22 protein-coding genes and 1 pseudogene are annotated in these 23,106 nt (G+C 71.4%); 11 read left to right on the top strand and 12 right to left on the bottom strand.

Annotated elements, in window-relative coordinates; all coding sequences use genetic code 11:
* The first annotated feature begins 46 nt into the window (after positions 1 to 46).
* On the top strand, positions 47 to 763 hold the full coding sequence (locus ACQEV2_RS36225; RefSeq protein WP_433051444.1) for a MerR family transcriptional regulator: 717 nt from the start codon (positions 47 to 49) through the stop codon (positions 761 to 763).
* A 245-nt stretch (positions 764 to 1,008) separates the two neighbouring features.
* Here the strand turns inward: ACQEV2_RS36225 and ACQEV2_RS36220 are convergent, their stop codons facing one another.
* From ACQEV2_RS36220 to ACQEV2_RS36200, 5 genes are all read right to left on the bottom strand, one after another.
* On the bottom strand, positions 1,009 to 3,183 hold the full coding sequence (locus ACQEV2_RS36220; protein WP_433051441.1) for a 3-hydroxyacyl-CoA dehydrogenase NAD-binding domain-containing protein: 2,175 nt from the start codon (positions 3,181 to 3,183) through the stop codon (positions 1,009 to 1,011).
* A 38-nt stretch (positions 3,184 to 3,221) separates the two neighbouring features.
* Positions 3,222 to 4,436: an acetyl-CoA C-acetyltransferase gene (locus tag ACQEV2_RS36215; RefSeq protein ID WP_433051438.1), complete on the bottom strand. Its 1,215-nt coding sequence runs from the start codon at positions 4,434 to 4,436 to the stop codon at positions 3,222 to 3,224.
* A 42-nt stretch (positions 4,437 to 4,478) separates the two neighbouring features.
* Positions 4,479 to 5,621: an acyl-CoA dehydrogenase family protein gene (locus ACQEV2_RS36210; RefSeq protein WP_433051435.1), complete on the bottom strand. Its 1,143-nt coding sequence runs from the start codon at positions 5,619 to 5,621 to the stop codon at positions 4,479 to 4,481.
* On the bottom strand, positions 5,618 to 6,808 hold the full coding sequence (locus ACQEV2_RS36205) for a CaiB/BaiF CoA transferase family protein (RefSeq protein ID WP_433051432.1): 1,191 nt from the start codon (positions 6,806 to 6,808) through the stop codon (positions 5,618 to 5,620). The genes ACQEV2_RS36210 and ACQEV2_RS36205 overlap by 4 nt, the downstream gene beginning before the upstream one ends.
* Before the next feature lie 150 nt (positions 6,809 to 6,958).
* Entirely contained in the window at positions 6,959 to 7,339 is a 381-nt protein-coding gene (locus ACQEV2_RS36200) for an MmcQ/YjbR family DNA-binding protein (RefSeq protein WP_433051429.1), read from the bottom strand.
* A 91-nt stretch (positions 7,340 to 7,430) separates the two neighbouring features.
* Between ACQEV2_RS36200 and ACQEV2_RS36195 the strand changes: the two genes are divergently transcribed.
* Positions 7,431 to 8,609, top strand: coding sequence for a saccharopine dehydrogenase family protein (locus ACQEV2_RS36195; protein WP_433051426.1), 1,179 nt, complete (start codon positions 7,431 to 7,433; stop codon positions 8,607 to 8,609).
* A gap of 48 nt (positions 8,610 to 8,657) precedes the next feature.
* On the opposite strand, the gene mmpA is transcribed toward ACQEV2_RS36195, so the two are convergent.
* Both mmpA and ACQEV2_RS36185 read right to left on the bottom strand, forming a co-directional pair.
* Entirely contained in the window at positions 8,658 to 8,804 is a 147-nt protein-coding gene (mmpA, locus tag ACQEV2_RS36190; RefSeq protein WP_164905106.1) for a morphogenic membrane protein MmpA, read from the bottom strand.
* Positions 8,805 to 9,330: 526 nt separating this feature from the next.
* Positions 9,331 to 10,014: pseudogene (locus ACQEV2_RS36185) on the bottom strand (endonuclease V); the annotation flags it as partial.
* A 61-nt stretch (positions 10,015 to 10,075) separates the two neighbouring features.
* Here ACQEV2_RS36185 and ACQEV2_RS36180 point away from each other — a divergent pair.
* Positions 10,076 to 10,372: a YciI family protein gene (locus ACQEV2_RS36180; RefSeq protein WP_433051422.1), complete on the top strand. Its 297-nt coding sequence runs from the start codon at positions 10,076 to 10,078 to the stop codon at positions 10,370 to 10,372.
* Positions 10,373 to 10,375: 3 nt separating this feature from the next.
* On the opposite strand, the gene ACQEV2_RS36175 is transcribed toward ACQEV2_RS36180, so the two are convergent.
* Both ACQEV2_RS36175 and ACQEV2_RS36170 read right to left on the bottom strand, forming a co-directional pair.
* Positions 10,376 to 10,699 carry a plasmid stabilization protein gene (locus tag ACQEV2_RS36175; protein ID WP_433051419.1) on the bottom strand — a complete coding sequence of 108 codons (324 nt, stop codon included), beginning with the start codon at positions 10,697 to 10,699 and terminating at the stop codon, positions 10,376 to 10,378.
* Between the two features lie 47 nt (positions 10,700 to 10,746).
* On the bottom strand, positions 10,747 to 11,814 hold the full coding sequence (locus tag ACQEV2_RS36170; protein ID WP_433051416.1) for a WD40/YVTN/BNR-like repeat-containing protein: 1,068 nt from the start codon (positions 11,812 to 11,814) through the stop codon (positions 10,747 to 10,749).
* A gap of 308 nt (positions 11,815 to 12,122) precedes the next feature.
* Here ACQEV2_RS36170 and ACQEV2_RS36165 point away from each other — a divergent pair, with 308 nt between their 5' ends.
* The 6 genes from ACQEV2_RS36165 to ACQEV2_RS36140 all read left to right on the top strand — a co-directional run bounded on the left by ACQEV2_RS36165 (position 12,123) and on the right by ACQEV2_RS36140 (position 19,109).
* Positions 12,123 to 12,539 carry an SsgA family sporulation/cell division regulator gene (locus ACQEV2_RS36165; protein ID WP_433051413.1) on the top strand — a complete coding sequence of 139 codons (417 nt, stop codon included), beginning with the start codon at positions 12,123 to 12,125 and terminating at the stop codon, positions 12,537 to 12,539.
* Between the two features lie 338 nt (positions 12,540 to 12,877).
* Complete coding sequence (locus ACQEV2_RS36160) at positions 12,878 to 14,503, top strand: ABC-F family ATP-binding cassette domain-containing protein (protein ID WP_433051410.1); 1,626 nt, start codon at positions 12,878 to 12,880, stop codon at positions 14,501 to 14,503.
* A 10-nt stretch (positions 14,504 to 14,513) separates the two neighbouring features.
* Complete coding sequence (locus ACQEV2_RS36155) at positions 14,514 to 16,781, top strand: ATP-binding cassette domain-containing protein (protein ID WP_433051407.1); 2,268 nt, start codon at positions 14,514 to 14,516, stop codon at positions 16,779 to 16,781.
* A 101-nt stretch (positions 16,782 to 16,882) separates the two neighbouring features.
* Complete coding sequence (ddaH, locus tag ACQEV2_RS36150; RefSeq protein WP_433051404.1) at positions 16,883 to 17,659, top strand: dimethylargininase; 777 nt, start codon at positions 16,883 to 16,885, stop codon at positions 17,657 to 17,659.
* Between the two features lie 218 nt (positions 17,660 to 17,877).
* Positions 17,878 to 18,855, top strand: coding sequence for an acyl-ACP desaturase (locus tag ACQEV2_RS36145; RefSeq protein WP_433051401.1), 978 nt, complete (start codon positions 17,878 to 17,880; stop codon positions 18,853 to 18,855).
* Between the two features lie 47 nt (positions 18,856 to 18,902).
* Positions 18,903 to 19,109, top strand: coding sequence for a hypothetical protein (locus ACQEV2_RS36140; protein ID WP_433051399.1), 207 nt, complete (start codon positions 18,903 to 18,905; stop codon positions 19,107 to 19,109).
* Here the strand turns inward: ACQEV2_RS36140 and ACQEV2_RS36135 are convergent.
* Positions 19,101 to 19,346 (bottom strand): WhiB family transcriptional regulator, encoded by a 246-nt coding sequence (locus ACQEV2_RS36135; protein ID WP_433051396.1) that lies wholly within the window; start codon positions 19,344 to 19,346, stop codon positions 19,101 to 19,103. The two genes, ACQEV2_RS36140 and ACQEV2_RS36135, sit on opposite strands and share 9 nt — an antisense overlap.
* A 227-nt stretch (positions 19,347 to 19,573) precedes the next feature.
* Between ACQEV2_RS36135 and ACQEV2_RS36130 the strand changes: the two genes are divergently transcribed.
* On the top strand, positions 19,574 to 20,365 hold the full coding sequence (locus tag ACQEV2_RS36130; protein ID WP_433055052.1) for a VOC family protein: 792 nt from the start codon (positions 19,574 to 19,576) through the stop codon (positions 20,363 to 20,365).
* 252 nt (positions 20,366 to 20,617) lie between these two features.
* On the opposite strand, the gene ACQEV2_RS36125 is transcribed toward ACQEV2_RS36130, so the two are convergent.
* Positions 20,618 to 21,655 (bottom strand): LacI family DNA-binding transcriptional regulator, encoded by a 1,038-nt coding sequence (locus ACQEV2_RS36125; protein ID WP_433051393.1) that lies wholly within the window; start codon positions 21,653 to 21,655, stop codon positions 20,618 to 20,620.
* Between the two features lie 196 nt (positions 21,656 to 21,851).
* On the opposite strand from ACQEV2_RS36125, the gene ACQEV2_RS36120 reads away from it, so the two are divergent.
* Complete coding sequence (locus ACQEV2_RS36120; RefSeq protein WP_433051390.1) at positions 21,852 to 22,139, top strand: hypothetical protein; 288 nt, start codon at positions 21,852 to 21,854, stop codon at positions 22,137 to 22,139.
* Positions 22,140 to 22,160: 21 nt separating this feature from the next.
* Here the strand turns inward: ACQEV2_RS36120 and ACQEV2_RS36115 are convergent, their stop codons facing one another.
* The gene (locus ACQEV2_RS36115; RefSeq protein ID WP_433051387.1) at positions 22,161 to 23,096 is read right to left on the bottom strand and encodes an ornithine cyclodeaminase family protein; all 936 of its coding nucleotides are present in this window, start codon (positions 23,094 to 23,096) and stop codon (positions 22,161 to 22,163) included.
* Positions 23,097 to 23,106 lie beyond the last annotated feature (10 nt).

The raw sequence follows: 23,106 nt of genomic DNA, 5'->3' as shown, positions 1-23,106 counted from the left end.
TCGGCCCAGGTGTCACAGCACTGGTGAGACAGCGATACTGCTGCACATGACGACCGGCACCGAGGACTCGACCCTCACGATCGACGAGCTGGCCGCGCGGGCGGGTGTGACGGTCCGCACGGTGCGGTTCTACGGCACCAAGGGGCTGCTGCCGCCTCCGGTGATCGGTCCGCGCCGGGTGGGGCACTACGGACGTGAGCATCTGGCCCGGCTGGCGCTCATCGAGGAGCTTCAGCAGCAGGGCATGACGCTGGCGGCGATCGAGCGGTATCTGCAGCAGTTGCCGCCGGATCTGGACGCCCATGACCTCGCCATCCACCGGGCCGTGGTGGCCTCCTGGGCGCCGGACGCCGTCGAGACGGTGACGCGGGCGGAGCTGGAGCGGCGGGCGGGGCGGGCGCTCGGCGACGAGGACGTGGAGCGGCTGGCCGCGATGGGGGTGATCGAGGCCGGTGCCGGCCAGTACCGCGTCGACATGGGGTTGCTGCGGCTGGGGGTGGGGCTGTTGGACGTACCGCTGTCGCAGGAGGCGATCCTCGCCGCGCGCAACGTCCTGATCGAGCATGCGCGCGCCGCCGCGCACGAGTTGTCGCAGCTCTTCCGCGGTGAGGTGTCGCAGCGCGCGGCGCAGGACGTGAAGTCGCTCTCCGCGTACATGCAGCCCGTGGTGGTGCAGGCCCTGTTGACGACGTTCCAGCGGTCGCTGCGCGAGGACCTGCGGGAGTGGCTGGGCGACGTGCCGGAGGAAGGCCGGTCCGCCTGACACGTCGAGCGTGGGAGCGCATGCGGGGCGGTTTCTCGCCCCCGCCGCCCCTACCCGTCCCATCCCGGGGCGCTGCCCCGGACCCCCGCTGGGGGCTGCCACCCCCAGACCCCCGCTTCGGCCCTGAAGGGGCCTCGTCCTCAAACGCCGGACGGGCTGGGTAAGTCAGCCCCTCCGGCGCGGAGCCCCTTCAGGATGGGACGGGTAGGGGCGGCGGGGGCGAAACCCATCCCCCGCGCCCGGCGTCACCCGTCCCCGAAACGCTCCCCCTTCTCCGCCTTCTCCACCAGCAGCGCCGGCGGTGTGAACCGGTCGCCGTAGCGCTCGGCGAGTTCACGTGCGCGTGCCACGAAGCCGGGGAGGCCGCCCTCGTAGCCGTTGATGTACTGCAGGACGCCGCCGGTCCAGCCGGGGAAGCCGATGCCGAAGATGGAGCCGATGTTGGCGTCGGCCACCGAGGTCAGGACGCCCTCCTCCAGGAGCTTGACCGTGTCGAGTGCCTCGGAGAACAGCATGCGTTCCTGCATGTCCCGGAAGGGGATCTGCGCGCCCGCGCGCGTGAAGTGCTCGCGCAGGCCCGGCCACAGGCCCGTCCGCTTGCCGTCCTCGTCGTAGTCGTAGAACCCCGCTCCCCCGCTGCGACCGGTGCGACCGAACTCGTCGACCATGCGGTCGATGAGGGCCTCGGCGGGGTGGGCCGGCCAGGTGCCGCCCGCCTCCTCCACGGCCCGCTTGGACTCGTTGCGGATCTTGCGCGGCAGCGTGAGCGTCAGCTCGTCCATCAGGGAGAGCACCTTGGCCGGGTAGCCCGCCTGCGCCGCCGCCTGTTCCACCGACGCGGGCTCGATGCCCTCGCCGACCATGGCCACGCCCTCGTTGATGAAGTGGCCGATGACACGGGAGGTGAAGAAGCCGCGGGAGTCGTTCACGACGATCGGCGTCTTCTTGATCTGCCGGACCAGGTCGAAGGCACGGGCCAGCGCCTCCTCGCCCGTACGCTCGCCCTTGATGATCTCGACGAGCGGCATCTTGTCGACGGGCGAGAAGAAGTGCAGTCCGATGAAGTCGGCCTGGCGGTCGACGCCTTCGGCGAGGGCGGTGATCGGCAGCGTCGAGGTGTTGGAGCACAGCAGCGCGTCCGGCGCGACGATGTCCTGGATCTCCTGGAACACCTTGTGCTTGAGCTCGGGGTTCTCGAAGACCGCCTCGATCACCGCGTCGCAGCCCGCGAGGTCGGCAGGGTCGGCGGTCGGCGTGATGCGCGCCAGCAGCGCGTCCGCCTTCTCCTGTGTCGTACGGCCCCGGGAGACCGCCTTGGCGCACAGCTTCTCGGAGTAGCCCTTGCCCTTGACGGCAGCCTCCAGCGACACGTCCTTCAGGACGACGTCGATCCCCGCACGGGCGCACGAGTACGCGATGCCCGCGCCCATCATCCCGGCCCCCAGGACGGCGACCCTGCGAACCTGGCGGGGCTCGATGCCCTTCGGGCGGTTGGCGCCGGAGTTGACCGCTTGGAGGTCGAAGAAGAAGGCCTGGATCATGTTCTTGGAGGTCTGGCCGGCCGCCAGCTCCACGAAGTAGCGCGCCTCGATGACCTGCGCGGTCTCGAAGTCGACCTGGGCGCCCTCGACGGCGGCCGCGAGGATGTTGCGCGGGGCCGGGTAGGGGGCGCCGTTCGTCTGCTTGCGCAGGGTGGCCGGGAAGGCGGGCAGGTTCGCCGCGAACTTGGGGTTGGCGGGTGTGCCGCCTGGGATCCTGTAGCCGGGCTTGTCCCAGGGCTGCTGCGACTCGGGGTGCGCCTCGATGAAGGCGCGGGCCTTGGCGAGCAGTTCCTCCTGGGTCGTGGCGACGTCGTCGACCAGGCCGTTCTGCAGGGCGCGCCGCGGGTCGTACTGGGTGCCCTGGAGGAGGACCTTCAGCAGGGCGTCGGCGATGCCGAGGAGGCGGACGGTGCGGACGACGCCGCCTCCGCCCGGCAGCAGGCCGAGGGTGACCTCGGGGCAGCCGATCTTCGAGCCGGGCGCGTCGAGGGCGATGCGGTGGTGGCAGGCGAGCGCGATCTCGTAACCGCCGCCCAGGGCTGCGCCGTTCATCGCGGCGACGACCGGCTTGCCGAGGGTCTCGATGCGGCGCAGGTTGCGCTTGATCGCCATGCCGCCGTCGAACAGCTCCTGCGCGGTCTCGGGGGTGACCCGGATCAGGTCGCGCAGGTCGCCGCCGGCGAAGAAGGTTTTCTTGGCGGAGGTGATGATGACACCGCGGATGGTGTCCTTCTCGGCCTCCAGGCGGTCGGTGATCACGGCGAGGGAGTCGCGGAACGCCTGGTTCATGGTGTTCGCGGACTGGTTGGGGTCGTCGAGGACGAGGGTGACGACGCCTTCGCGGTCCTGTTCCCAGCGGATGGTGGTGCTCTGTGTCATGACAGGTTCTCCGTAGAAGTCTCTTGGTCCCGCCGGGGTCAGATGCGTTCGACGATCGTCGCGATGCCCATGCCGCCGCCCACGCACAGGGTGGCGAGGCCGTAGCGCTTGTCCTGGCGCTCCAGTTCGTCGACGAGCGAGCCGAGGATCATCGCGCCGGTCGCGCCGAGGGGGTGGCCGAGGGCGATCGCGCCGCCGTTGACGTTGACCTTGTCCAGGGACAGGCCCATGTCCTTCACGAAGCGCAGGACGACCGCGGCGAACGCCTCGTTGATCTCGACGAGGTCGATGTCGTCGATGGTCAGCCCCGCCTTGGCGAGCGCCTTGCGGGTGGCGGGGGCGGGGCCGGTGAGCATGATGGTGGGCTCGGAGCCGGAGACGGCGGCGGAGACGATCCGCGCGCGCGGGGTGAGGCCGTAGCGCTCGCCGACCTCCTTCGAGCCGATGGCGACCAGCGAGGCGCCGTCCACGATGCCGGAGGAGTTGCCCGCGTGGTGGACGTGGTCGATCTTCTCGACCCAGTGGTACTTCTGCAGCGCCACGGCGTCGAAACCGCCCAGGTCGCCGATGTCCGCGAAGGACGGCTTCAGCTTGGCCAGGGAGTCGGCGGTGGTGCCCGGGCGCATGTGCTCGTCGTGGTCGAGGACGACCAGGCCGCTGCGGTCCTTGACGGGGACGACCGAGCGGTCGAAGCGGCCCTCCTTCCAGGCCGTCGCCGCACGCTCCTGCGACAGGGCGGCGTACTCGTCGACGTCCCGGCGGGTGAAGCCCTCGATGGTGGCGATCAGGTCGGCGCCGATGCCCTGCGGCACGAAGTTGACGGCCAGGTTGGTCATCGGGTCGTTGAACCAGGCGCCGCCGTCCGAGGCCATCGGCACCCGGGACATGGACTCCACGCCGCCCGCGAGGACGAGGTCCTCCCAGCCGGAGCGCACCTTGGCGGCGGCCAGGTTGACGGCCTCCAGGCCCGAGGCACAGAAGCGGTTCTCCTGCACGCCGGCCACCGTGTCCGGCAGCCCGGCGGCGACGGCGGCGATGCGGGCGATGTCGGAGCCCTGGTCGCCGACCGGGCCGACGACGCCCAGCACGATGTCGTCGATGGCGGCCGGGTCCAGGCCGGGGAACCGGTCGCGGATCTCGTGGATGAGGCCGACGACCAGGTCGATGGGCTTGGTGCCGTGCAGGGCGCCGTTCGCCTTGCCGCGGCCGCGCGGGGTGCGGATCGCGTCGTACACGTACGCTTCGGTGCTCACAGTGAGGCCTTTCGAGGTGAGGGTCAGCCGGGCAAGGGGGCCTCAGCCGAGCAGGGAACGGCCGATGATCTCCTTCATGATCTCGGTCGTCCCGCCGTAGATGGTCTGGATACGGCCGTCGGTGAAGGCACGGGCGACCGGGAATTCGCTCATGTAGCCGTAGCCTCCGTGCAGTTGCAGACAGCGGTCGGCGACCCGCTTCTGCAGCTCGGTCGCCCACCACTTGGCCATGGAGGCGTGGACGGCGTCGAGGGAGCCGTTCGAGTGGTCCTCGATGCAGCGGTCGAGGAACGTGCGGGTGACGGCGCACTCGGTGGCCATCTCGGCCACCTCGAACCGGATGTGCTGCTTGGTCGCCAGCGGCCGCCCGAAGGCTTCGCGCTCCTTGACGTACTCCGTGGTGATCTCCAGCAGGTGCTCCGCGGCGGCGATCGCGGAGACGGCGATGCTCAGGCGCTCCTGGGCGAGGTTCGTCATCAGGTGCACGAAAGCGCCGTTGAGCTCGCCGAGAAGGTTCTCCTTGGGCACGCGCACGTCGTGGAAGAACAGCTCCGCCGTGTCCTGCGCCTTCTGGCCGATCTTGTCGAGGTTGCGGCCGCGCTCGAAGCCGTCCATGCCGCGCTCGACGACGAGCAGCGACAGTCCGTGCGCGCCGCCCTCGGGAGTCGTCTTCGCGACGACGATCACCAGGTCGGCGAGGATGCCGTTGGAGATGAACGTCTTGGAGCCGTTCAGCACCCAGTGGTCGCCGCGGTCCTCGGCCTGCGTGCGGATGCCCTGGAGGTCGGAGCCGGCGCCGGGTTCGGTCATGGCGATGGCCGTGATCAGCGTGCCGTCGCAGAAGCCGGGCAGCCAGCGGCGCTTCTGTTCGTCGGTGGCGAGCGAGGTGAGGTACGGGCCGATGATGTCGTTGTGCAGTCCGAGGGCGAGGCCCGGGGCGCCCGCGCGTGTGAACTCCTCGGCGAGGACCGCGCTGTAGCGGAAGTCGGGGGTGCCGCCGCCTCCGAACTCCTCGGGCACGGCGAATCCGAGCAGCCCCTGCTTTCCGGCCGCGCGCCAGGCGTCCCGGGAGACGATGCCGTCCTTCTCCCACTGCGCGTAGTACGGCAGGACTTCCCTGGCCAGGAAGGCGCGCACCGTCTCGCGGAACGCGTCGTGCTCGGGGGCGAAGATCTGCCGCTTCATGCGAGGCCCTTCAGGTCGGCGCTGTTCGTGTCCGGGCCCGTCGTGTCGGCGGCCGCCGTGTCCAGGCCCTTCAGCAGCTCGGGTACGCCCCAGTCCCGAGCCACCTCCGCCGTGTCGGTGCCCGGTTGCGCGGGGCCGGTGCGTACGGCGGTGGGGGTGGTGGAGAAGCGGGGCGCGGGGGCGGGCTGGGTGATGCCGCCGTGGTCGGTGAAGGTGCCGCGGGCGGCGAGGTGCGGGTGCTGTGGGGCCTCGCGCAGGGACAGGACGGGGGCCACGCACGCGTCGGAGCCCTCGAAGACGGCCGTCCATTCGTCGCGCGTGCGGGACTTGAAGCGGGCGGCGACGGCCTCGCGCAGCTCGCCCCAGCGGGACCAGTCCTTGCGGGCGGACGCGTACTCCCCGATGCCGAGCAGCTCCAGGAACTCGGCGTAGAACTGGGGTTCAAGGGCGCCGACCGCCATGTACTTCCCGTCGGCCGTCTCATAGGTGCCGTAGTAGGGGCAGCCGCCGTCCAGGAGGTTGGCGCCGCGCCGGTCCTGCCAGCCGCCGGCGGCGAGCATGCCGTGGATCATCGCGGCGAGGTGGGAGGTGCCGTCGACGATGGCGGCGTCGACGACCTGGCCGGTGCCGGTCGCGCGCGCGTGGTGGAGGGCGGCGAGGACGCCGACGACGAGATACAGGGAGCCGCCCGCGTAGTCGCCGACCAGGTTGGCGGGGACGGCCGGTGGCTCGTCGGGGCTGCCGATCATGCCGAGGGTTCCGGTGAGCGCGATGTACGCGATGTCGTGGCCGGCGCGGTGGGCGAGCGGCCCCTCCTGGCCCCATCCGGTCATTCGGCCGTAGACCAGCCGGGGGTTGCGGGCTTGGCAGGCCTCGGGGCCGACGCCGAGGCGCTCGGCGACGCCCGGGCGGTAGCCCTCGACGAGGATGTCGGCGCGGGCGGCGAGGTCGAGGACGCGGGCCGCGCCGTCGGGGGACTTCAGGTCGATGATCACCGAGCGCTTGTTGCGGTTGGTGACGTCGTACTCGGTGGCGATCGCGAGTCCCGTGCCGCCGGGCCGGTCCACGCGGACGACGTCGGCGCCAAGGTCGGCGAGGAGCATGGCGGCGAACGGGCCTGGCCCGATCCCGGCCAGCTCGACCACGCGCACGCCGGTGAGCGGGCCCTGTCCTGGCGTCGTCGCCATCCTGCCCCCAGGTGTATGACACTACTGCTGTAACACCAGCGATGCTAAGAACATGTTCCAGCGGGCACAAGAGCAAGCGCTTAGGAAGTTACCCGCCGGAACCCCGGCCGCGAACCCGCCCCGGCGGAATCAACGCCCGTCCAGGCGGAATCAGCGCCCGTCCAGCTCCACTATCAGCCGCTTCGGCGCGATCGTGCGGTAGCTCTCCTCCACCCAGTCGCACAGCAGCTCCGCCGCCGGGGCGCCCTTCTGCTCCAGCGGGATGCTCACCCAGCCCGACTTGCCCAGGCCGTATCCGGCGGGCTCGGCGCCCGGGCAGGTCAGGGCGTGCGCGTGGGCCGACTCGTCCTTGAGCTTCACCGTGATGCCCAGCGGATAGCTGCCGTCGTCGACACCCAGGAAGACGAACACCTTCTTGTTGACCTTCGCGACCGTCTCGCCCCACGGGAACTCCTCGGTGACCCCCGGCAGCCCCAGGGCGAACTCGCGCACTTTCTCCCACTTCTTCAGGGCATTCCTGGGCACGGCCACCGCATACCTCCGGGCTCGTCGTCGGGCTCCGCACACCTCACGCTAGCCTCGGCCACCGACAACGGCGCGTGCTGCGAGACCGAGGGGTGTCATGACCAGGCTGAACAGGGCGGATCGTCCGTACGACATCGTGCTCTTCGGAGCGACGGGCTTCGTCGGGACACTCACCGCGGAGTACCTCGCGGCGCACGCGCCCGACGGGCTGCGCTGGGCGATCGCCGGCCGCAGCGAGGAGAAGCTGGAACGGCTGCGCGAGCGGTTGGCGGGCGGCGCGGGGATCGGGCTGCTGGAGGCGGACGTCGCCGATCCGGCCTCGATGCGCCGTCTCGCCGAGCACGCGCGCGTGGTGGCCACGACGGTCGGCCCCTATGTGACGTACGGCGAGGACCTCGTCGCCGCCTGCGCGGACACCGGCGCGGACTATCTGGACCTGTCCGGTGAGCCGGAGTTCGTGGACCGGACCTACGTCCTGCACGACGCACGCGCGCGTGAGACGGGCGCGCGCCTGGTGCACGCCTGTGGCTTCGACTCCGTCCCGCACGACCTGGGCGCCTACTTCACCGTCCAGCAACTGCCGGAGGGTGTGCCGCTCACGGTGGACGGGTTCGTGACCGCCGACGCCGCCTTCTCGGGCGGTACGTTCGCCTCGGCGCTCAACCAGTTCGCGCGCGGACGCCAGATGCTGGCCGCCGCACGCGACCGCGCCCGCCACGAGCCGCGGCTGATGGGGCGCCGGGCGCTGGCACCGACGGGCGCGCCCCGGTTCGCCAAGGAGGTCGGCGCCTGGGCGGTGCCGCTGCCGACGATCGACCCGCAGATCGTCAAGCGCTCGGCCAGGGCCCTGCAGCGCTACGGCCCCGACTTCCGCTACCGCCACTACGCCGCCGTACGGCATCTGCCCGTCGCGGTCGGCGGGGTCACGGCGGTGGGGGCGCTCTTCACCGCCGCCCAACTCCCGCCCGCCCGGCGCTGGTTGTCCGACCGGCTCAAGCCCGGCGAGGGGCCGAGCGCCGAGAAGCGCGCGAAGAGCTGGTTCTCGGTCCGCTTCGTCGGCGAGGGCGGCGGCCGGCGGGTGTTCACCGAGGTCGCGGGCGGCGACCCCGGCTATGGCGAGACGGCGAAGATGTTCGCCGAGTCGGCCCTGTCCCTGGCCTTCGACGAGCTGCCGCCCACGGCCGGGCAGGTCACGACGGCGGTCGCGATGGGGGACGCGCTGATCGAGCGGCTGCGCGGGGCGGGGATCACCTTCCGGGTGGCCGCCACGCGGTGAACCGATTCTGCGGCGGCCGTTCCACCTGACCCCGGGACGGCCCCGTCCCTAGAGCGGCCACCCCGCGATGGTGTAGATCATCCCGACGATCCAGCCCAGCCCGGCCAGCGTGGCGAGGACCAGCGCGGCCGTCACGGCACGCTCGACGGGGCGGTCGGGGTCGGCAAGGGGCTTCGGGGAGCGGTGCGTCGTCATGAGGACCAGCCTGCCGATCAGCGTGGGGGGCGACATCCGTACGGGTACTCAGACTCCGTACTCAGTCGGCGTCGTCGGTCGTCGGCCAGCCCCCCAGCGCCTCCGCGATCCGTTCCCGCACGGCCGGATCGGGCGCGCAGGCGGCGATGCGGACGGCGAGGGGCCCGATCTGCCAGCCGGCGTGGTGGTCGTAGAAGGGAGGGGGTCCTGCCTCGTTGTGGGCGACTTTGCCGACCAGTTCCGCCAGACGGACCAGCAGCCGCTGCTGGTCCGTCGGGTGCTCCCAGGCGTCGACTCCGCGCCCGCGGACCAGCCCGAACACCTCGCTGCCCCGGCTCCACCGGTCGCGGTCGCCCGCCAGTTCCACCGCGGCGTCGATCTCCGGAGTCCGGCCCACGCCCTCCGCCGCTGCCGCGAGCACCCGTCCCGCCCAGGTCACCGGTAGGGGCTGGCGCTCGAACAGGGACCGCCCCCACGTGCGGGTGGGGTCCGCCGCCGCTCGGGCGGCGAGTTCCGGCCTCGGACGGGTCGCCTCCTTCAGCGCCCGGCGGCACAGGGAGTCCGCTCGGCGCGTGGTCTCCGGGAGCCGGTACTCGCGGGTCAGCGCGAGCGCGTGCGCGCAGGCGTTGTCGAGGCTCACCCGGTGGCCGACCGAGACGAAGACCGGCTTGACGGCGTCCCGGGTGCGCAGGGCACGGCCGACCTCCTCGTCGCCTGCCAGGAGCGGCGCGGACGACCCGCGCGCGGCGGCGGGCTCGTCGTACGTGAAGGTGAACGGGTTCTTCGCGACGCCGATCGTGGGCAGGCCGGTGAGGACGCCCAGGTGGCTGGCGAGGCCGAAGCGGCGGGGATGGGCGAGGCCGTAGCCGTCGCAGACGACGAGGCCGGGCGGGCAGGACAGGGCGTCGAGCGCGGCCAGGACCGTCGGGATCTCGCGGAAGGCGAGCAGGCCGGGGACGTAGGGGAAGGAGATCCGCCCGACCGCCGTGGCCTCGGCGACGACGTCCAGGGTCGCCGCGTCGAGGACGACGGCCGCCGCCGCGACCACGTCCCTCTTGTCGTCGTAGGCCACGTCGACACCGGTCACGTGCCCGGCGCCGGGCGGCGGGCCCGGCTCGTCGAGCACCACCCGCTCCCGCAACTCGTCCTGGACGGCGCGGGCTTCGTCCTCGGTCGCGGGCCAGCCCGCGGGGATGCGTACGGTCGTCATGGTGAACCCGAGCCTACGGGGCCGGGGCCCGCCGCCGCGGGCCGGGGATAAGCTCGCGATCATGTTCGTACTGGAACTGACCTACACCGCCCCGCTCGACGCCGTCGACGCCGTGCTGGAGGCGCATATGGCGTGGCTCGACGAGCAGTACGAGAAGGGCTTGTTTCTCGCGTCGGGGCGTAAGAACCCCCGCGACGGCGGGGTGATCCTCGCCGTCGCGCAGGACCGGGCCCGGATCGAAGAGGTCGCTGCGACGGATCCCTTCGTCGGCGCCGGGGTCTGCGCGTACCGCATCACCGAGTTCGCCGCCACGAAGACGGCGCCGGAGCTTCAGCGGTACCGCGAGACGCCCGGCTGAGCCTCACTTGCCCAGCGCTTGCTTGAGCTGGCTCTTGTTCATGTCCGAACGGCCGTGGATGTTGCGCTTCTTGGCCTCCTCGTACAGCTGGTCGTAGGTGGGGCCCTGGGAGCCCTTGCCCGACCGCTGGCCGCCGCGCTGCCCGGAGGACTTGTCCTGGGTCGACGTGCGGCTGGCGGTCTTCGACTCGCCGGACCGGGCACGTTCCTTGTTCACCGTTCGCGCCGCGATCTCCTTGGCGCGCGAGGTGCTCTCGCCCCGGTCCTGGGCGCTCTTCTTGATGTGCTCGTACTGGCGTTCCCGCTTCGAGCTCGAACCGGCCGGCATGTGAGTCACTCCTCTCGCTCTCGGCGGCCGAGTACCCACATTCCGGTTCAGCTCTCCAGCCGCGCGACCCGCCCCTTCTCCCCCGCGGCCCAGCAGCCCAGGTCCGCCGGGCAGTCCACGGTGTCGTACGAGCCGGTGTCGACGGTCCGCCAGGTGCGGCCGCCGTCGGTCGTCAGGTCGGTGCCGGTGGGGCCGACCGCGAGCGCGGTGGTGCGGCTGTGCGGGAGCCATGCGACGCCGGAGCGGTAGGCGGTCACGGGAGTGGCGGCGGGCTGCCAGCCTGCGCCCCCGTCGCCGGTGTGGGCCGCTGCCTGCGGGGAGGTCTGATCGGGGCGGTAGTCGCCGCCGACCGCCAGGCCATGCGTACGGTCGCGGAAGGCCAGGGCGAAGACGCCGCGGGCCGGGTCGCCCGCCGGGATCGGCGTGTCGGCGGCCGTCCAGGTCAGCCCCCGGTCACGGGAGTGCAGCACGCGCGCGCGTGCCGCCCCGCCGGTGGCCAGCCAGACGTCCTTCGGCCCGGAGCTGACCAGGCACTGCCCGCTCGCCGCGAAGCCCGCCTCGCCCTCCAGCGCGGCCGGCATCCCGGCGCTCGGCAGCACCTTCCAGGAGCGGCCGCCGTCGCTGGTCGACAGGATGCGGAACCTGCCGTCGACCGGGTCGCTCATCGCCAGGCCGTGACGGCGGTCGAAGAAGGTCATGCAGTCGTAGAAGGCCCGCGCGTCGGTGTTGCGGAACGACTCGGTCCAGGTGGCGCCGCCGTCGTCCGTGCGGTACACGCGCGACGCCTCGCCCTCTCCGATGGCCAGCACCACGGCACGTCGTGCGTCGAACGCCTCGACGTCCCGGAACTGGAGCTCGCCGGCCCCGGGCGGGGAGACGTTCCGCCAGGTCGCGCCTCCGTCGGTGGTGCGCAGGACGGTGCCCTGGGTGCCGGCCAGCCAGGCGGTGTCCCGGCTGACCGCCGCCAGCCCCCGGAAGCGCACCTCGGGCCTGCCGCTGTCCTTGCGTTCCCAGTGCGGGGCCTTGCGTTCCGGCTCGTGCGCCTGCGCGGGTACGGCCGTCAGCGCGGCCAGCGCCGCCCCGCACGCCGCCCCCGCGGCCAGTGTCCGAAACATACGCCCCGACCGTCGCGTGCTCCCCGAACGCCTCATGGCGGGCGAAGCTAGCCCACTGCCGCGGTGCCGTCCAGATGGCCACGGCGATCCCGGCGAGCACGGATTGCCACAGGAGATGACAGGCGATGACCGGCGATCACAGGTGACTTTTCAGGCACGGAAGGGCGAACGCACCACTCCTGTGCATGAAGGCGGTGACAGAGGTCACTCGGCCTTCGTGTGCACGGATTGGCTGATTCCGTCGTCTCTACCAGTGCCCGGTCTCGTCCGCCCGGATGTCCGTCCAGCCGTCACAAGGGAGCAAGGCGTTGTCCACCGTCATCGAGCAGCCCGTTGAGGCCCGTCTCGTCGCCGCCGCGCCGCGGATGCCGAGCATTCCCGCGACCCTTCACTACGACCGGCGCGACCCCTTCGCCGTCCGCATGACCTTCCCGGCGCCCGCCACCCTGGAGGGCGTGGAGGTGTGCTGGACCTTCAGCCGCGAGCTGCTCCTCGCCGGCCTGGAGGCTCCCGAGGGCCACGGCGACGTCCGGGTGCGGCCGTACGGCTACGACCGTACGGTCCTGGAGTTCCACGCCCCCGAGGGCACGGCGGTCGTCCACATCCGTACGGGCGAGGTCCGGCGCTTCCTGCAGTCCACGAGCGAACTGGTGCCCCTCGGCCTGGAGCACCTCCAGCTCGACCTGGACCGCGACCTGGCGGAGCTGATGCGGGACGCCTGCTGACGCGTTCCGCGGGGCAGAAGCCGACCGGCACCAGGGCGCGAGGTCGCCGTTAATCGCGTTGACACGCTCCCAGCCCCCTCCTACGGTGTACAGCGGTCCTGTTGCCGTCGATTGGAGAAGGACGTTGCTCGTCTGAGGTCCTGAGACACCGCGTTCCACACCCCTCCGAGGTGTGGGGGCGCTGCGTGCGACCTCGGCATTCGAGCCGTCCTCAAGGCACAGGGCTTTTCTCATACCCCCGCATGCCCCGAGGCTTCCCCGCCGGTCGCCGCCGCCTTGCCGCGGTGTCTCGAAACGCGATTGCCCCTGACTCGCTTCGAGCAACCGCGGAGGCCCGCATGTCTACTTCCATCAGCTGTACGTCCCTGTCCTTCACCTGGCCCGACGGCACCCCCGTCTTCGAGGGCCTCGACGTCGCGTTCGGTCCCGGCCGGACCGGGCTCGTCGGCATCAACGGGTCGGGAAAATCAACCCTGTTGAAGCTCATCGCCGGTGAGCTCACCCCGGCCGACGGCGCCGTTCGCGTCGCCGGCGAGGTCGGCTACCTCCCGCAGAACGTCACCCTCGACACCGCCCTGAAGGTCGACGAGGCCCTCGGCATCGCCGCGCAGCGAGCCGCGCTGCACGCCATCGAGGCGGGCGACGTGGCCGAGGAGCACTTCGAGACCGTCGGCGACGACTGGGACGTGGAGGAGCGCGCCCTCGCCACCCTCGGCGAACTGGGGCTCGGCCACGTCGAGTTGGACCGGACGATCGGCGAGGTGTCGGGCGGCGAGTCGGTGCTGCTGCGCCTGGCCGCGCTGCTGCTGCGCCGCCCGGACGTCCTGCTGCTCGACGAGCCCACCAACAACCTCGACCTGTACGCACGCAGACGGCTGTACGCGGCCGTCGAGTCCTGGCCGGGGGTGATGGTGGTGGTCAGCCACGACCGTGAACTCCTAGAACTCGTCGACCAGATCGCCGATCTGCGCTCCGGGGAGATCACCTGGTACGGCGGCACCTACTCGGCGTACGAGGAGGCCCTCGCCACCGAGCAGGAGGCGGCCGAGCGCATGGTGCGCGTCGCCGAGGCCGACTTGAAGAAGCAGAAGCGCGAACTTGTCGACGCACAGGTGAAGTTGGCGCGGCGCAAGCGGTACGGCCAGAAGATGTGGGACCAGAAGCGTGAGCCGAAGATCGTCATGGGTGCGCGCAAACGGGCGGCGCAGGAGTCCGCGGGCAAGCACCGCATCATGCACGAGGAGAAGCTCGCCGAGGCCAGGGAGCGGCTCGACGAGGCGGTGGAGGCCGTTCGGGACGACGACGAGATCCGCGTCGACCTGCCGTACACGGCCGTCCCGCCGGGCCGCAGCGTGCTCACGCTGCGGGACCTGGAGCTGGTGTACGGCGCTCGGGTGGCCGGTGGCTTCGATCTGCACGGTCCGGAGCGGATCGCGCTGATCGGACGCAACGGCGCGGGCAAGACGACGCTGCTGCGGACCATCGCCGGCGAACTGGCGCCGGTGGCGGGCGAGGCGACGGCGCACGTGCCGCTGCGGTTCCTGCCCCAGCGGCTGGACGTCCTCGACGGCGAGCTGTCGGTCGCCGAGAACGTGGCCCGGTTCGCGCCGGGCGCCACCAACAACCGGATCCGGGCGCGGCTGGCCCGCTTCCTGTTCCGGGGCGCCCGCGCCGACCAGAAGGCGGCGACCTTGTCCGGCGGCGAACGGTTCCGTGCGGCGCTGGCCGCGCTGATGCTGGCCGAGCCGGCACCGCAGCTGCTGATGCTGGACGAGCCGACGAACAACCTGGACATGGCGAGCGTACGGCAGCTCACCACGGCCCTGGAGTCGTACGAGGGGGCGCTGATCGTGGCCAGTCACGACCTGCCGTTCCTGGAGTCGATCGGCATCACGCGCTGGCTGATGGTGGAGGACGGAGAACTGAAGGAAATCACGCCAGAAGCTGTCGGGTATCCCGCCTAGCTTCGAGGGCATGGCCGCTTTCACACCCGAGTTCATCACCATCACCGGAGCCAGGGAGAACAACCTCAAGGACGTCACCCTCCGCATCCCGAAAGGCCGGCTGACCGTGTTCACCGGCGTTTCGGGATCGGGGAAGTCGTCGATCGTCTTCGACACGATCGCGGTGGAGTCGCAGCGCCAGCTGAACGAGACCTTCACGTGGTTCGTGCGCAACCGGCTGCCCAAGTACGAGCGCCCGCACGCGGAGGAGCTTCAGGACCTCTCCCCCGCGATCGTCGTCGACCAGCGGCCGATCGGGGGCCATTCGCGGTCCACGGTCGGCACGATGACCGACATCTACTCGGTGATCCGGGTGCTGTTCTCCCGGCACGGCACCCCGAGCGCCGGTCCGGCGACGGCGTACTCGTTCAACGATCCCTCGGGCATGTGCCCCGAGTGCGACGGCCTCGGCCGGACGGTACGGCCCGACTGGGACCGCATCCTCGACCTGGAGCGGTCGCTGGCCGACGGGGCGGTCCGCTTCCCGCCGTTCGCCGCGGGCACCTGGCAGGGGCAGGCGTACACCAACAGCGCCGAACTCGACCCGCACAAGCCCGTCGGGCGCTTCACGGCCGCCGAGCGGGAGTTCCTGATGTACGGCCGCCCCGGCAGCAAGGTCACCGTCAACGGCAGCGGCGGCACCTGGACCACCGACTACGAGGGCCTCGCCACCCGCTTCGAGCGGCTGTACCTGAAGCGGGACCTGTCGGCGATGAGCCAGAAGACCCGCGACCTGGTGCGGGAGTTCCTGGCGGAGGGCACCTGCCCGGTCTGCGACGGGGCGCGCCTCAACGCGGCGGCGCTCGCGACCCGGATCAACGGCCTGAACATCGCCGACTGCGCCCGTATGCAGGTCACCGACCTCATCGCCGTACTGAAGGACATCGACGACCCGGTCGCCGGACCGGTCGCCCGCGCCGCCGTCGCCGCCCTCGAACGCATCGACGCCATCGGCCTCGGCTACCTCAGCCTCGACCGTGAGACGCCCACGCTCTCCGGCGGCGAGGGGCAACGCCTGAAGACGGTCCGCCACCTGGGCTCCAGCCTCACCGGCATGACGTACATCTTCGACGAACCCAGCGTCGGCCTGCATCCGCGCGACGTCGGCCGCCTCGGCGATCTGCTGCTGCGGCTGCGCGACAAGGGCAACACCGTGCTGGTCGTCGAGCACGACCCGGACGTCATCGCGCTCGCCGATCACGTCGTCGACATGGGGCCGGGGGCCGGCGCGGACGGCGGGCGGGTCGTGTTCGAGGGGATGCCGGGTGAGCTGGCCGGGTCGGGCACGGTGACCGGGCGGTGCCTGCGCCGCCGTACCGCGATCAAGCGGGAGGTACGAACCGCGAGCGGTGGGCTCTGGGTGAAGGGCGCCGGCCGGCACAATCTGCGGGACGTGACGGTCGAGTTCCCGGCCGGGGTGCTCACGGTGGTGACCGGGGTCGCCGGATCGGGAAAGAGCACGCTGGTCGCGGAGTTCACCGCCGCTCACGCCGACGCGGTGGTGGTCGACCAGTCGTCGATCGGGATCTCCGCGCGGTCGACCCCGGCGACGTACTTGGGGATCCTGGACACGGTACGGAAGATCTTCGCGCGCGAGACGGGCGCCGAGCCGGGGTTGTTCAGCTTCAACTCGTCCGGTGCGTGCGGTACGTGCGAGGGGCGCGGGATCATCTACACCGACCTCGCCTTCATGGATCCGGTGACCACGACCTGCCACGACTGCGAGGGCCGGCGCTTCAAGGACGAGGTGCTGCGGCTGACCGTCGACGGCAACTCCATCGCGGACGTACTGGGCATGACGGCCGGCCAGGCGCTGGAGTTCTTCCAGGATTCGGGCGTACGGCGACGCCTGCGCGCCCTGCGGGACGTCGGGCTGACGTACCTCACGCTCGGGCAGCCGTTGTCCACGCTCTCCGGCGGTGAACGGCAGCGGATCAAGCTGGCGACGCGGCTGCACCGCACCGGCGCGGTGTACGTCCTCGACGAGCCGACGACCGGGCTGCACATGTCGGACGTCGACGGGCTGCTCGGGCTGCTGGACCGGCTGGTCGACGCGGGCAACACGGTCGTGGTCGTCGAGCACAACCTGGACGTGGTCGCGCACGCCGACTGGATCATCGACCTGGGGCCGGACGGGGGCCGGGACGGCGGTCGGGTGATCTTCGAAGGGCCTCCACGACAGCTCCTCGAAGCCCGCCACTCCTTCACCGCCGAGCATCTCAGGAGGGCCACAGCCTGAGCCCGAGGGTTTTGTACGGGCGGGCAGGGCCTGCATGATGGCGGATCGGTGCCCCATGCATCATGGGCACCGAACCCTGCCACCGATCCGGAGATCCCGTCGTGCCCAGCAAGAAGGCCCTCGTCCGCCGCCCCAGCCCGCGCCTCGCCGAAGGGCTGGTGACGCACATCGAGCGGGAGAAGGTCGACGTCGATCGCGCGGTCGAGCAGTGGGAGGCGTACGTGGAGGCACTGCGTACGCACGGCTGGGAGACGATCGAGGTGGACCCTGCCGACGACTGCCCCGACTCCGTGTTCGTCGAGGACACGGTCGTCATGTACCGGAACGTCGCGCTGATCACCCGGCCCGGCGCCGAGTCCCGGCGCGAGGAGACCATCGGCGTCGAGGAGGCCGTGGCCTCGCTCGGCTGCTCCGTGAACTGGATCTGGGAGCCGGGCACGCTGGACGGCGGCGACGTGCTGAAGGTCGGCGACACGATCTACGTCGGCCGCGGCGGCCGTACCAACGCGGCCGGCGTCCAGCAGCTGCGGGCCGCCTTCGAACCGCTCGGGGCGCGGGTCGTCGCCGTGCCGGTCAGCAAGGTGCTGCACCTGAAGTCGGCGATCACGGCGCTGCCCGACGGAACGATTCTGGGCCGTATCCCGCAGCTGGACGCCCCGTCGCTGTTCCCGCGCTTCCTGCCGGTGCCTGAGGAGTCCGGGGCGCATGTGGTGCTGCTCGGCGGCGACAAGCTGCTCATGGCCGCGAGCGCGCCGAAGACGGCGGAGCTGCTCGCCGACCTCGGCCACGAGCCCGTCCTGGTGGACATCAGCGAGTTCGAGAAGCTCGAAGGGTGTGTGACATGTCTCTCGGTGCGAATGCGGGAGCTGTATGCCTGATCGGCTGAGCGGAGCGCCTTTCGGCCCCGGGACCTGCGGGTCCTGGGGCTGTTTTACATGCCGGGAACGTGTCGGTGGACGCACGCTGATCAGCAGTCTTTACGTCGCCCTTAACCTACGGCTTCGTAACCTACGGGTTCGTAGCCTACGATCCCGTAAGTTCCGGCAACCCGCTCGCCGGATCCTTCCGCTTTGTCGCACGTCCCCCTGGAGCCCCCGTGACGATCACTTCCCCTCACCTCGGCAGCCCGTCCTCCGCCTGGACCGACGCCCGACTGCTGTACGCGCTGGAGGAAGTGGTCGAGCAGGAACTCAACCGGCATCTGAAGGTCGCCAAGGACTGGATGCCGCACGAGTACGTGCCGTGGACGGACGGCCGCAACTTCCCCGGCCTCTTCGAGGACGGCGAGGCCTGGGACAAGGAGCAGTCGAAGGTCACCGAGATCGGCCGCATCGCGCTGGTGGTGAACCTGCTCACCGAGGACAACCTCCCCAGCTACCACCACGAGATCGCCTCGCTGTTCGGCCGTGACGGCGCCTGGGGCACCTGGGTGCACCGCTGGACCGCGGAGGAGGGCCGGCACGGCATCGTGATGCGCGACTATCTGCTCACCTCGCGCGCGGTGGACCCGGACAAGCTGGAGCAGTTCCGCATGTCCCACATGAGCGAGGGCTTCGAGTCGGACAACCGGCACTCGATGCTGCACTCGGTCGCCTATGTCGCCTTCCAGGAGCTCGCGACCCGTATCTCGCACCGCAACACCGGCCACCAGTCGGGCGACCCGATCTGTGACCGCATGCTGGCGCGCATCGCGACCGACGAGAACCTGCACATGGTCTTCTACCGCAACCTGCTGAAGGCCGCGTTCGAGCTCGCCCCCGACCTCACCATGCAGGCGGTCCGTGACGTCGTGGTCAACTTCCGTATGCCCGGCCACGGCATCCCCGGCTTCGAGCGTGCGGCGGCCCAGATGGCGATCGGCGAGGTCTACAACCTCCGCATCCACCACGACGACGTCCTCCAGCCCGTCCTGCGCCACCTGAAGGTCCTGGAGATCGACGGCCTCGGCCCCGAGGGCCTCCAGGCACAGGAGGAGCTGGGCCTCTTCATGGGCGGCCTGAACGCGGAGGCCTCGAAGTTCGACGAGAAGCTGGCGGCCCGCAAGGCCCGGATGGCGGCTCGGGCCGGAGGCTGACCCTCCGTACTGTCGCGTCACCGGCGGCAAGCCCGCCGTTCCGGGTGGTGGACGACGAGGTCTTCGAGATCGACGTACCCCACGATCCGGCGGAGCGGACGGTGACGGTCGACATCACCCGGGCGCCGCAGGGCGTGCGGTTCGTCTACCCGTGCTGTTTCGGCACGGTGCGCTCGGTCTCGGCGAACGACCAGGAGCTCACGGTCACGGGCAGGACGTGCGGGTACCCGCCGGGACATGGCGGTTCAGGGTGACGTACGCCTGAGTTCCAGTCTCTCCTTCTCCGAGAGACCGCCCCAGACGCCGAAGCGCTCGTCGTTGTTCAGGGCGTACTCGAGACAGGCGGAGCGCATCTCGCACATGCCGCAGATGCGCTTCGCCTCACGCACGGAGCTCCCGGGCTCGGGGAAGAAGAAGTCCGCTCCGGTCTGCGCGCACAGTGCCTGGGCCTGCCAGTCCGGGACGGCGAACTTGATCGTTTCGATGTGCATGGCCGATATCGTGCCTGGGGGCGAAAAACGTTCGATCAACGCGGGATCAACGCCGCGCCCGAGGGCCTCCGGCCGCCCCGATGGTCTCGCGTCGCCCTCCGCGGCGCACGGCGGCGCGCGGGAGCGGAGAGCCGGCTCAGCCCGCGGCAGCGTTCCGGCAGCGATTGTCAGTGGGCGGTGCGAGACTCGGCAGAGCAGACGACGGGACCCTTCCGAGGAGGGCGATGATGCTCACCACCCGTTATGTCACGGGCGCGCCGAACTGGATCGACCTCGGCACACCCGACATCGACGGCGCCAGTGCCTTCTACGGCGCCCTGTTCGGCTGGCGGTTCCAGCCGGGCGGGCCCGAGACCGGCGGTTACGGCCTCTTCCAGCTCGACGGCAGGACGACGGCCGGCGGTATGCGGACCACCGAGGAGCAGGGCCCGCCCTCCTGGACGGTGTACTTCCAGACGCCGGACGTGGACGCCACGGCGAAGGCGGCCGAGCAGGCGCACGGCTCAGTGCTGATCCAGCCCATGGACGTGCTGGACCTGGGCCGCATGGCCATCCTCGCCGACAAGGCGGGCGTGCCCTTCGGCCTCTGGCAGCCCGGCACCAACAAGGGCCTCGACGTCGTCCAGGAACCCGGCTCGCTGTGCTGGCTGGAGCTGTACACCCCGGACGTACCGGCCGCGGCGGGGTTCTACAACGCGACACTCGGCCTGGAGACCTTCGCCCTCGACTTCTACGGCGGCACCTACACGACGTTCAGCCCCGCCGGGGAAGGGGAGGACGCCATGTTCGGCGGCGTCGTCGACAAGGCCGACGATCCGGCGGAGGCTCAGGGCCCGGCGTACTGGCTGCCGTACTTCGAGGTCACGGACACGGACGCCACCGTCGCCCGGGCGCAGGAACTGGGCGGCACGGTCCGCATGCCCGCCACGGATCTGCCGGACGTCGGCCGCATCGCCAAGCTCACCGACCCGTACGGGGCACGCTTCGCGGTGATCAAGAGCGCGCCGGCCCCGAGCTGAGGGAGGCGCGGCCCGTCCCTGCACGCCCTTCCGCCGCCGGCCGGGCAGGCCCTGTCGTCGGATTCCCGTCGTCCGCCCGAAGGGTGGGCCGCGTGCCCGCCGCGATGGAGCCCCCAGCTCTAGCGAAGCCGAGAGTGGGGCAGGCGCTGTGTGGGCTTGCGCGCGCTGCGGCGAGTGGGGTACCTCCCACGCCTTGAGGCAGGGGGGAATGTGCACGGCGTCGCCCGGCAGTCGGGAATTCGACGACAGTGCCTAGGCAGACGCGCGCCGCACCAGCGTCGTCGGCAGCACCACGCTGGACGGGGCGGCGCGGACGCCCTGCTCGGCGGTGCGGCGGTCGGGTCCCCGCAGCAGCAGCCGGGCCATCAACCGGCCCATCTCCTCGATGTCCTGACGGACCGTCGTGAGCGGCGGGTCGGTCTGCTCCGCGACCGGCAGCATGTCGTCGAACCCGACCACGGCGACATCGTCGGGCACCCGGCGCCCGGACTCGCGCAACACCCGCAGTGCCCCCGCCGCGGTGAGATCGTTCGCGGCGAACACGGCATCCAGGTCGGGGCGGCGTGCGAGCAGCTCGCGCATCGCCCGTTCACCCCCCGCCGGGGTGAAGTCGCCCTCGACGATGAGCCGCGGGTCGGCGTCGACCATGACGTCCCGGTATCCGTCGAGCCGGTCCACAGCCGAGGTCTGGTCCAGGGCGCCGGTGATGTGCGCGATGCGCGTGCGGCCGAGGCCGGTGAGGTGCCGTACGGCGTCGCGGGCGCCGCCGCGGTTGTCGCTGTCGACGTACACCACGCCGCGCTGGTCGCCGCTCCAGCCGGGCCGTCCGCCGAACACGGTCGGCACCCCTGCGCTCTGGATCAGTCCCGGCAGGGGGTCGTCGAGGTGCAGCGAGAAGACGAGGGCCCCGTCGACATGCCCGCCGGCGAGATAGCGGGCCACGCGGGCGTGGTCGTCGCGGCCCTCCGTCAGGAGCAGCACGAGCTGGTTGTCGTGGGCCGTCAGCTCCTTGCTGATGCCGCGCAGTTGCAGGGCGAAGAAGGGGTCGGCGAAGACGCGGGTCTCCGGTTCGGCGACGACCACGGCGACGGCGTCGTGCCGCCGGGTGACCAGGCTGCGGGCGGCCTGGTTGGGCACGTACCCGAGTTCCTCGACGGCCTTGCGGACCCGCGCGACGAGGGGCTCCCTGACCCCGTCCCCGCCGTTGACCACCCGGGACACGGTGGCCCGCGAGACCCCGGCCCGGGCGGCCACTGCCTCCAGGGTGGGGCGCGGGGCTGTGTCGGTCACGTCGGGGCTCCTTGTCCGAGGTTGCGGATCAGGATAGCCCTGGCGGGAGACGGACGTGAGAGCGCTCTCCGATCACCGTTCTCCGCCGGGTGCTCCATTCGGCCGAACTCGCTTGGCAGGCCCCTCGACGGCGACGGAGGCTGCTGCTGATGGCCGCCCGGAGCAGGGGGCGGCACGGCCACGGACAGGAGATACCATGCGGACCGTTCCCAGGAGAGAAGCAGTCACACGAGGGCTGCGCCGCGCCGGCGCGTCCCGCAGATGGTGGCTGCTGTTCTCCGTCGGCGTGGCCCTGGGGCTCGTCGGTTCCAGTAGCGCGGGGGCCGCCGACGGGAGCGCACCCTCGGCTCGTCGCTGCGACCCGGCACGTATCCATGTCGCCGCACAGGAGTGCCTCCTGGGTCTCACGGCGCCGCCCGGGCTGGCGCCGGCCCAGGCCGCCCGGGAGTGGGGCACCCGGACGTCACTGCCCGCGGCGCATTAGGTCGAGCCCTCTGAACACGCGTCAGTTCAGCAGGTCGATCCGCCGCCCCACGCCCCGCCGCTCCGCAGCCCGGTACGCCACCCATGCCAGCGCCAGGTCCTGCCAGGGCAGGCCGACGGGGGCGTAGACGGAACGGGTCGTGGCGGCCGTGCGACCCGGGTGTTCGCCGCGGAGGACGGCACCGAGGGTGGTGTCAGCGGCTTCCGCAGGCAGGTCGGCGGCCGCCAAGGCTCCCGTCCGGGCGGCGAGTTCGCGGTCGTCCACGACGAGCAGCGCCGCCTGAAGCAGGTCGGCCGCCAGCTCCTGCTTGCCGGGCTCGTCGGCGCCCAGGCTCGTGAAGTGCTGTCCTTCCCTGGTGTCGGCCAGGGCCAGCAGCGGTGATCGTGACCAGGTCGCCAGCAGGACGGTGTCGGCGACCGCGGCGACCTCCCTCGCGGAGCCCAGCACCCGGCCGCCGTGACGTGCGGCGAACGCCGCGGCGCGCTCGCCGTCCGTGTCGTGCACGACGAGCGCACGGTACGGCAGTAGCGCCCCCAACCCCCGCACCATGAGCTCGGCCTGCGCCCCCGCGCCGATCACGCCGACGACCTCCACGCAGGCCGCCAGGACATGCGTCCCCAGCGCCGCCGCCAGGCCCGTACGCCACGCGGTGACCGTCGCCGAGTCCAGCAGGGCGAGCAACTCGCCGTCCTCGCCGCTGTGCAGGCAGATCACCCCGCGCAGGGCGGGCCGGGCGTCCGGGAACTTGGCGTTGACCTTGACCGTGTAGGCCGGGATGCCGGGCAGCAGGCCCGGGATCAGGGCGGTGGCCGTACCGGGGAAGGGGAGGTCCGTACGCACGCGCTGTCCCGCGACGGGCGCGCCTTCCGCGTTCCGGAAGCCGTCCCGCAGAGCATCGGCGCAGGCTTCCGGCTCCAGTACGGCTTCCAGGTCACTGCGTGTCAGAAGAAGGGTCACCCGCCCATGA

It is taken from the genome of Streptomyces sp. CA-251387 (assembly GCF_050936625.1).
GTDB lineage: Bacteria > Actinomycetota > Actinomycetes > Streptomycetales > Streptomycetaceae > Streptomyces.
The sequence above is the reverse complement of the archived record's forward strand: the minus strand, read 5'-3'. Positions and strand labels throughout refer to the sequence as shown.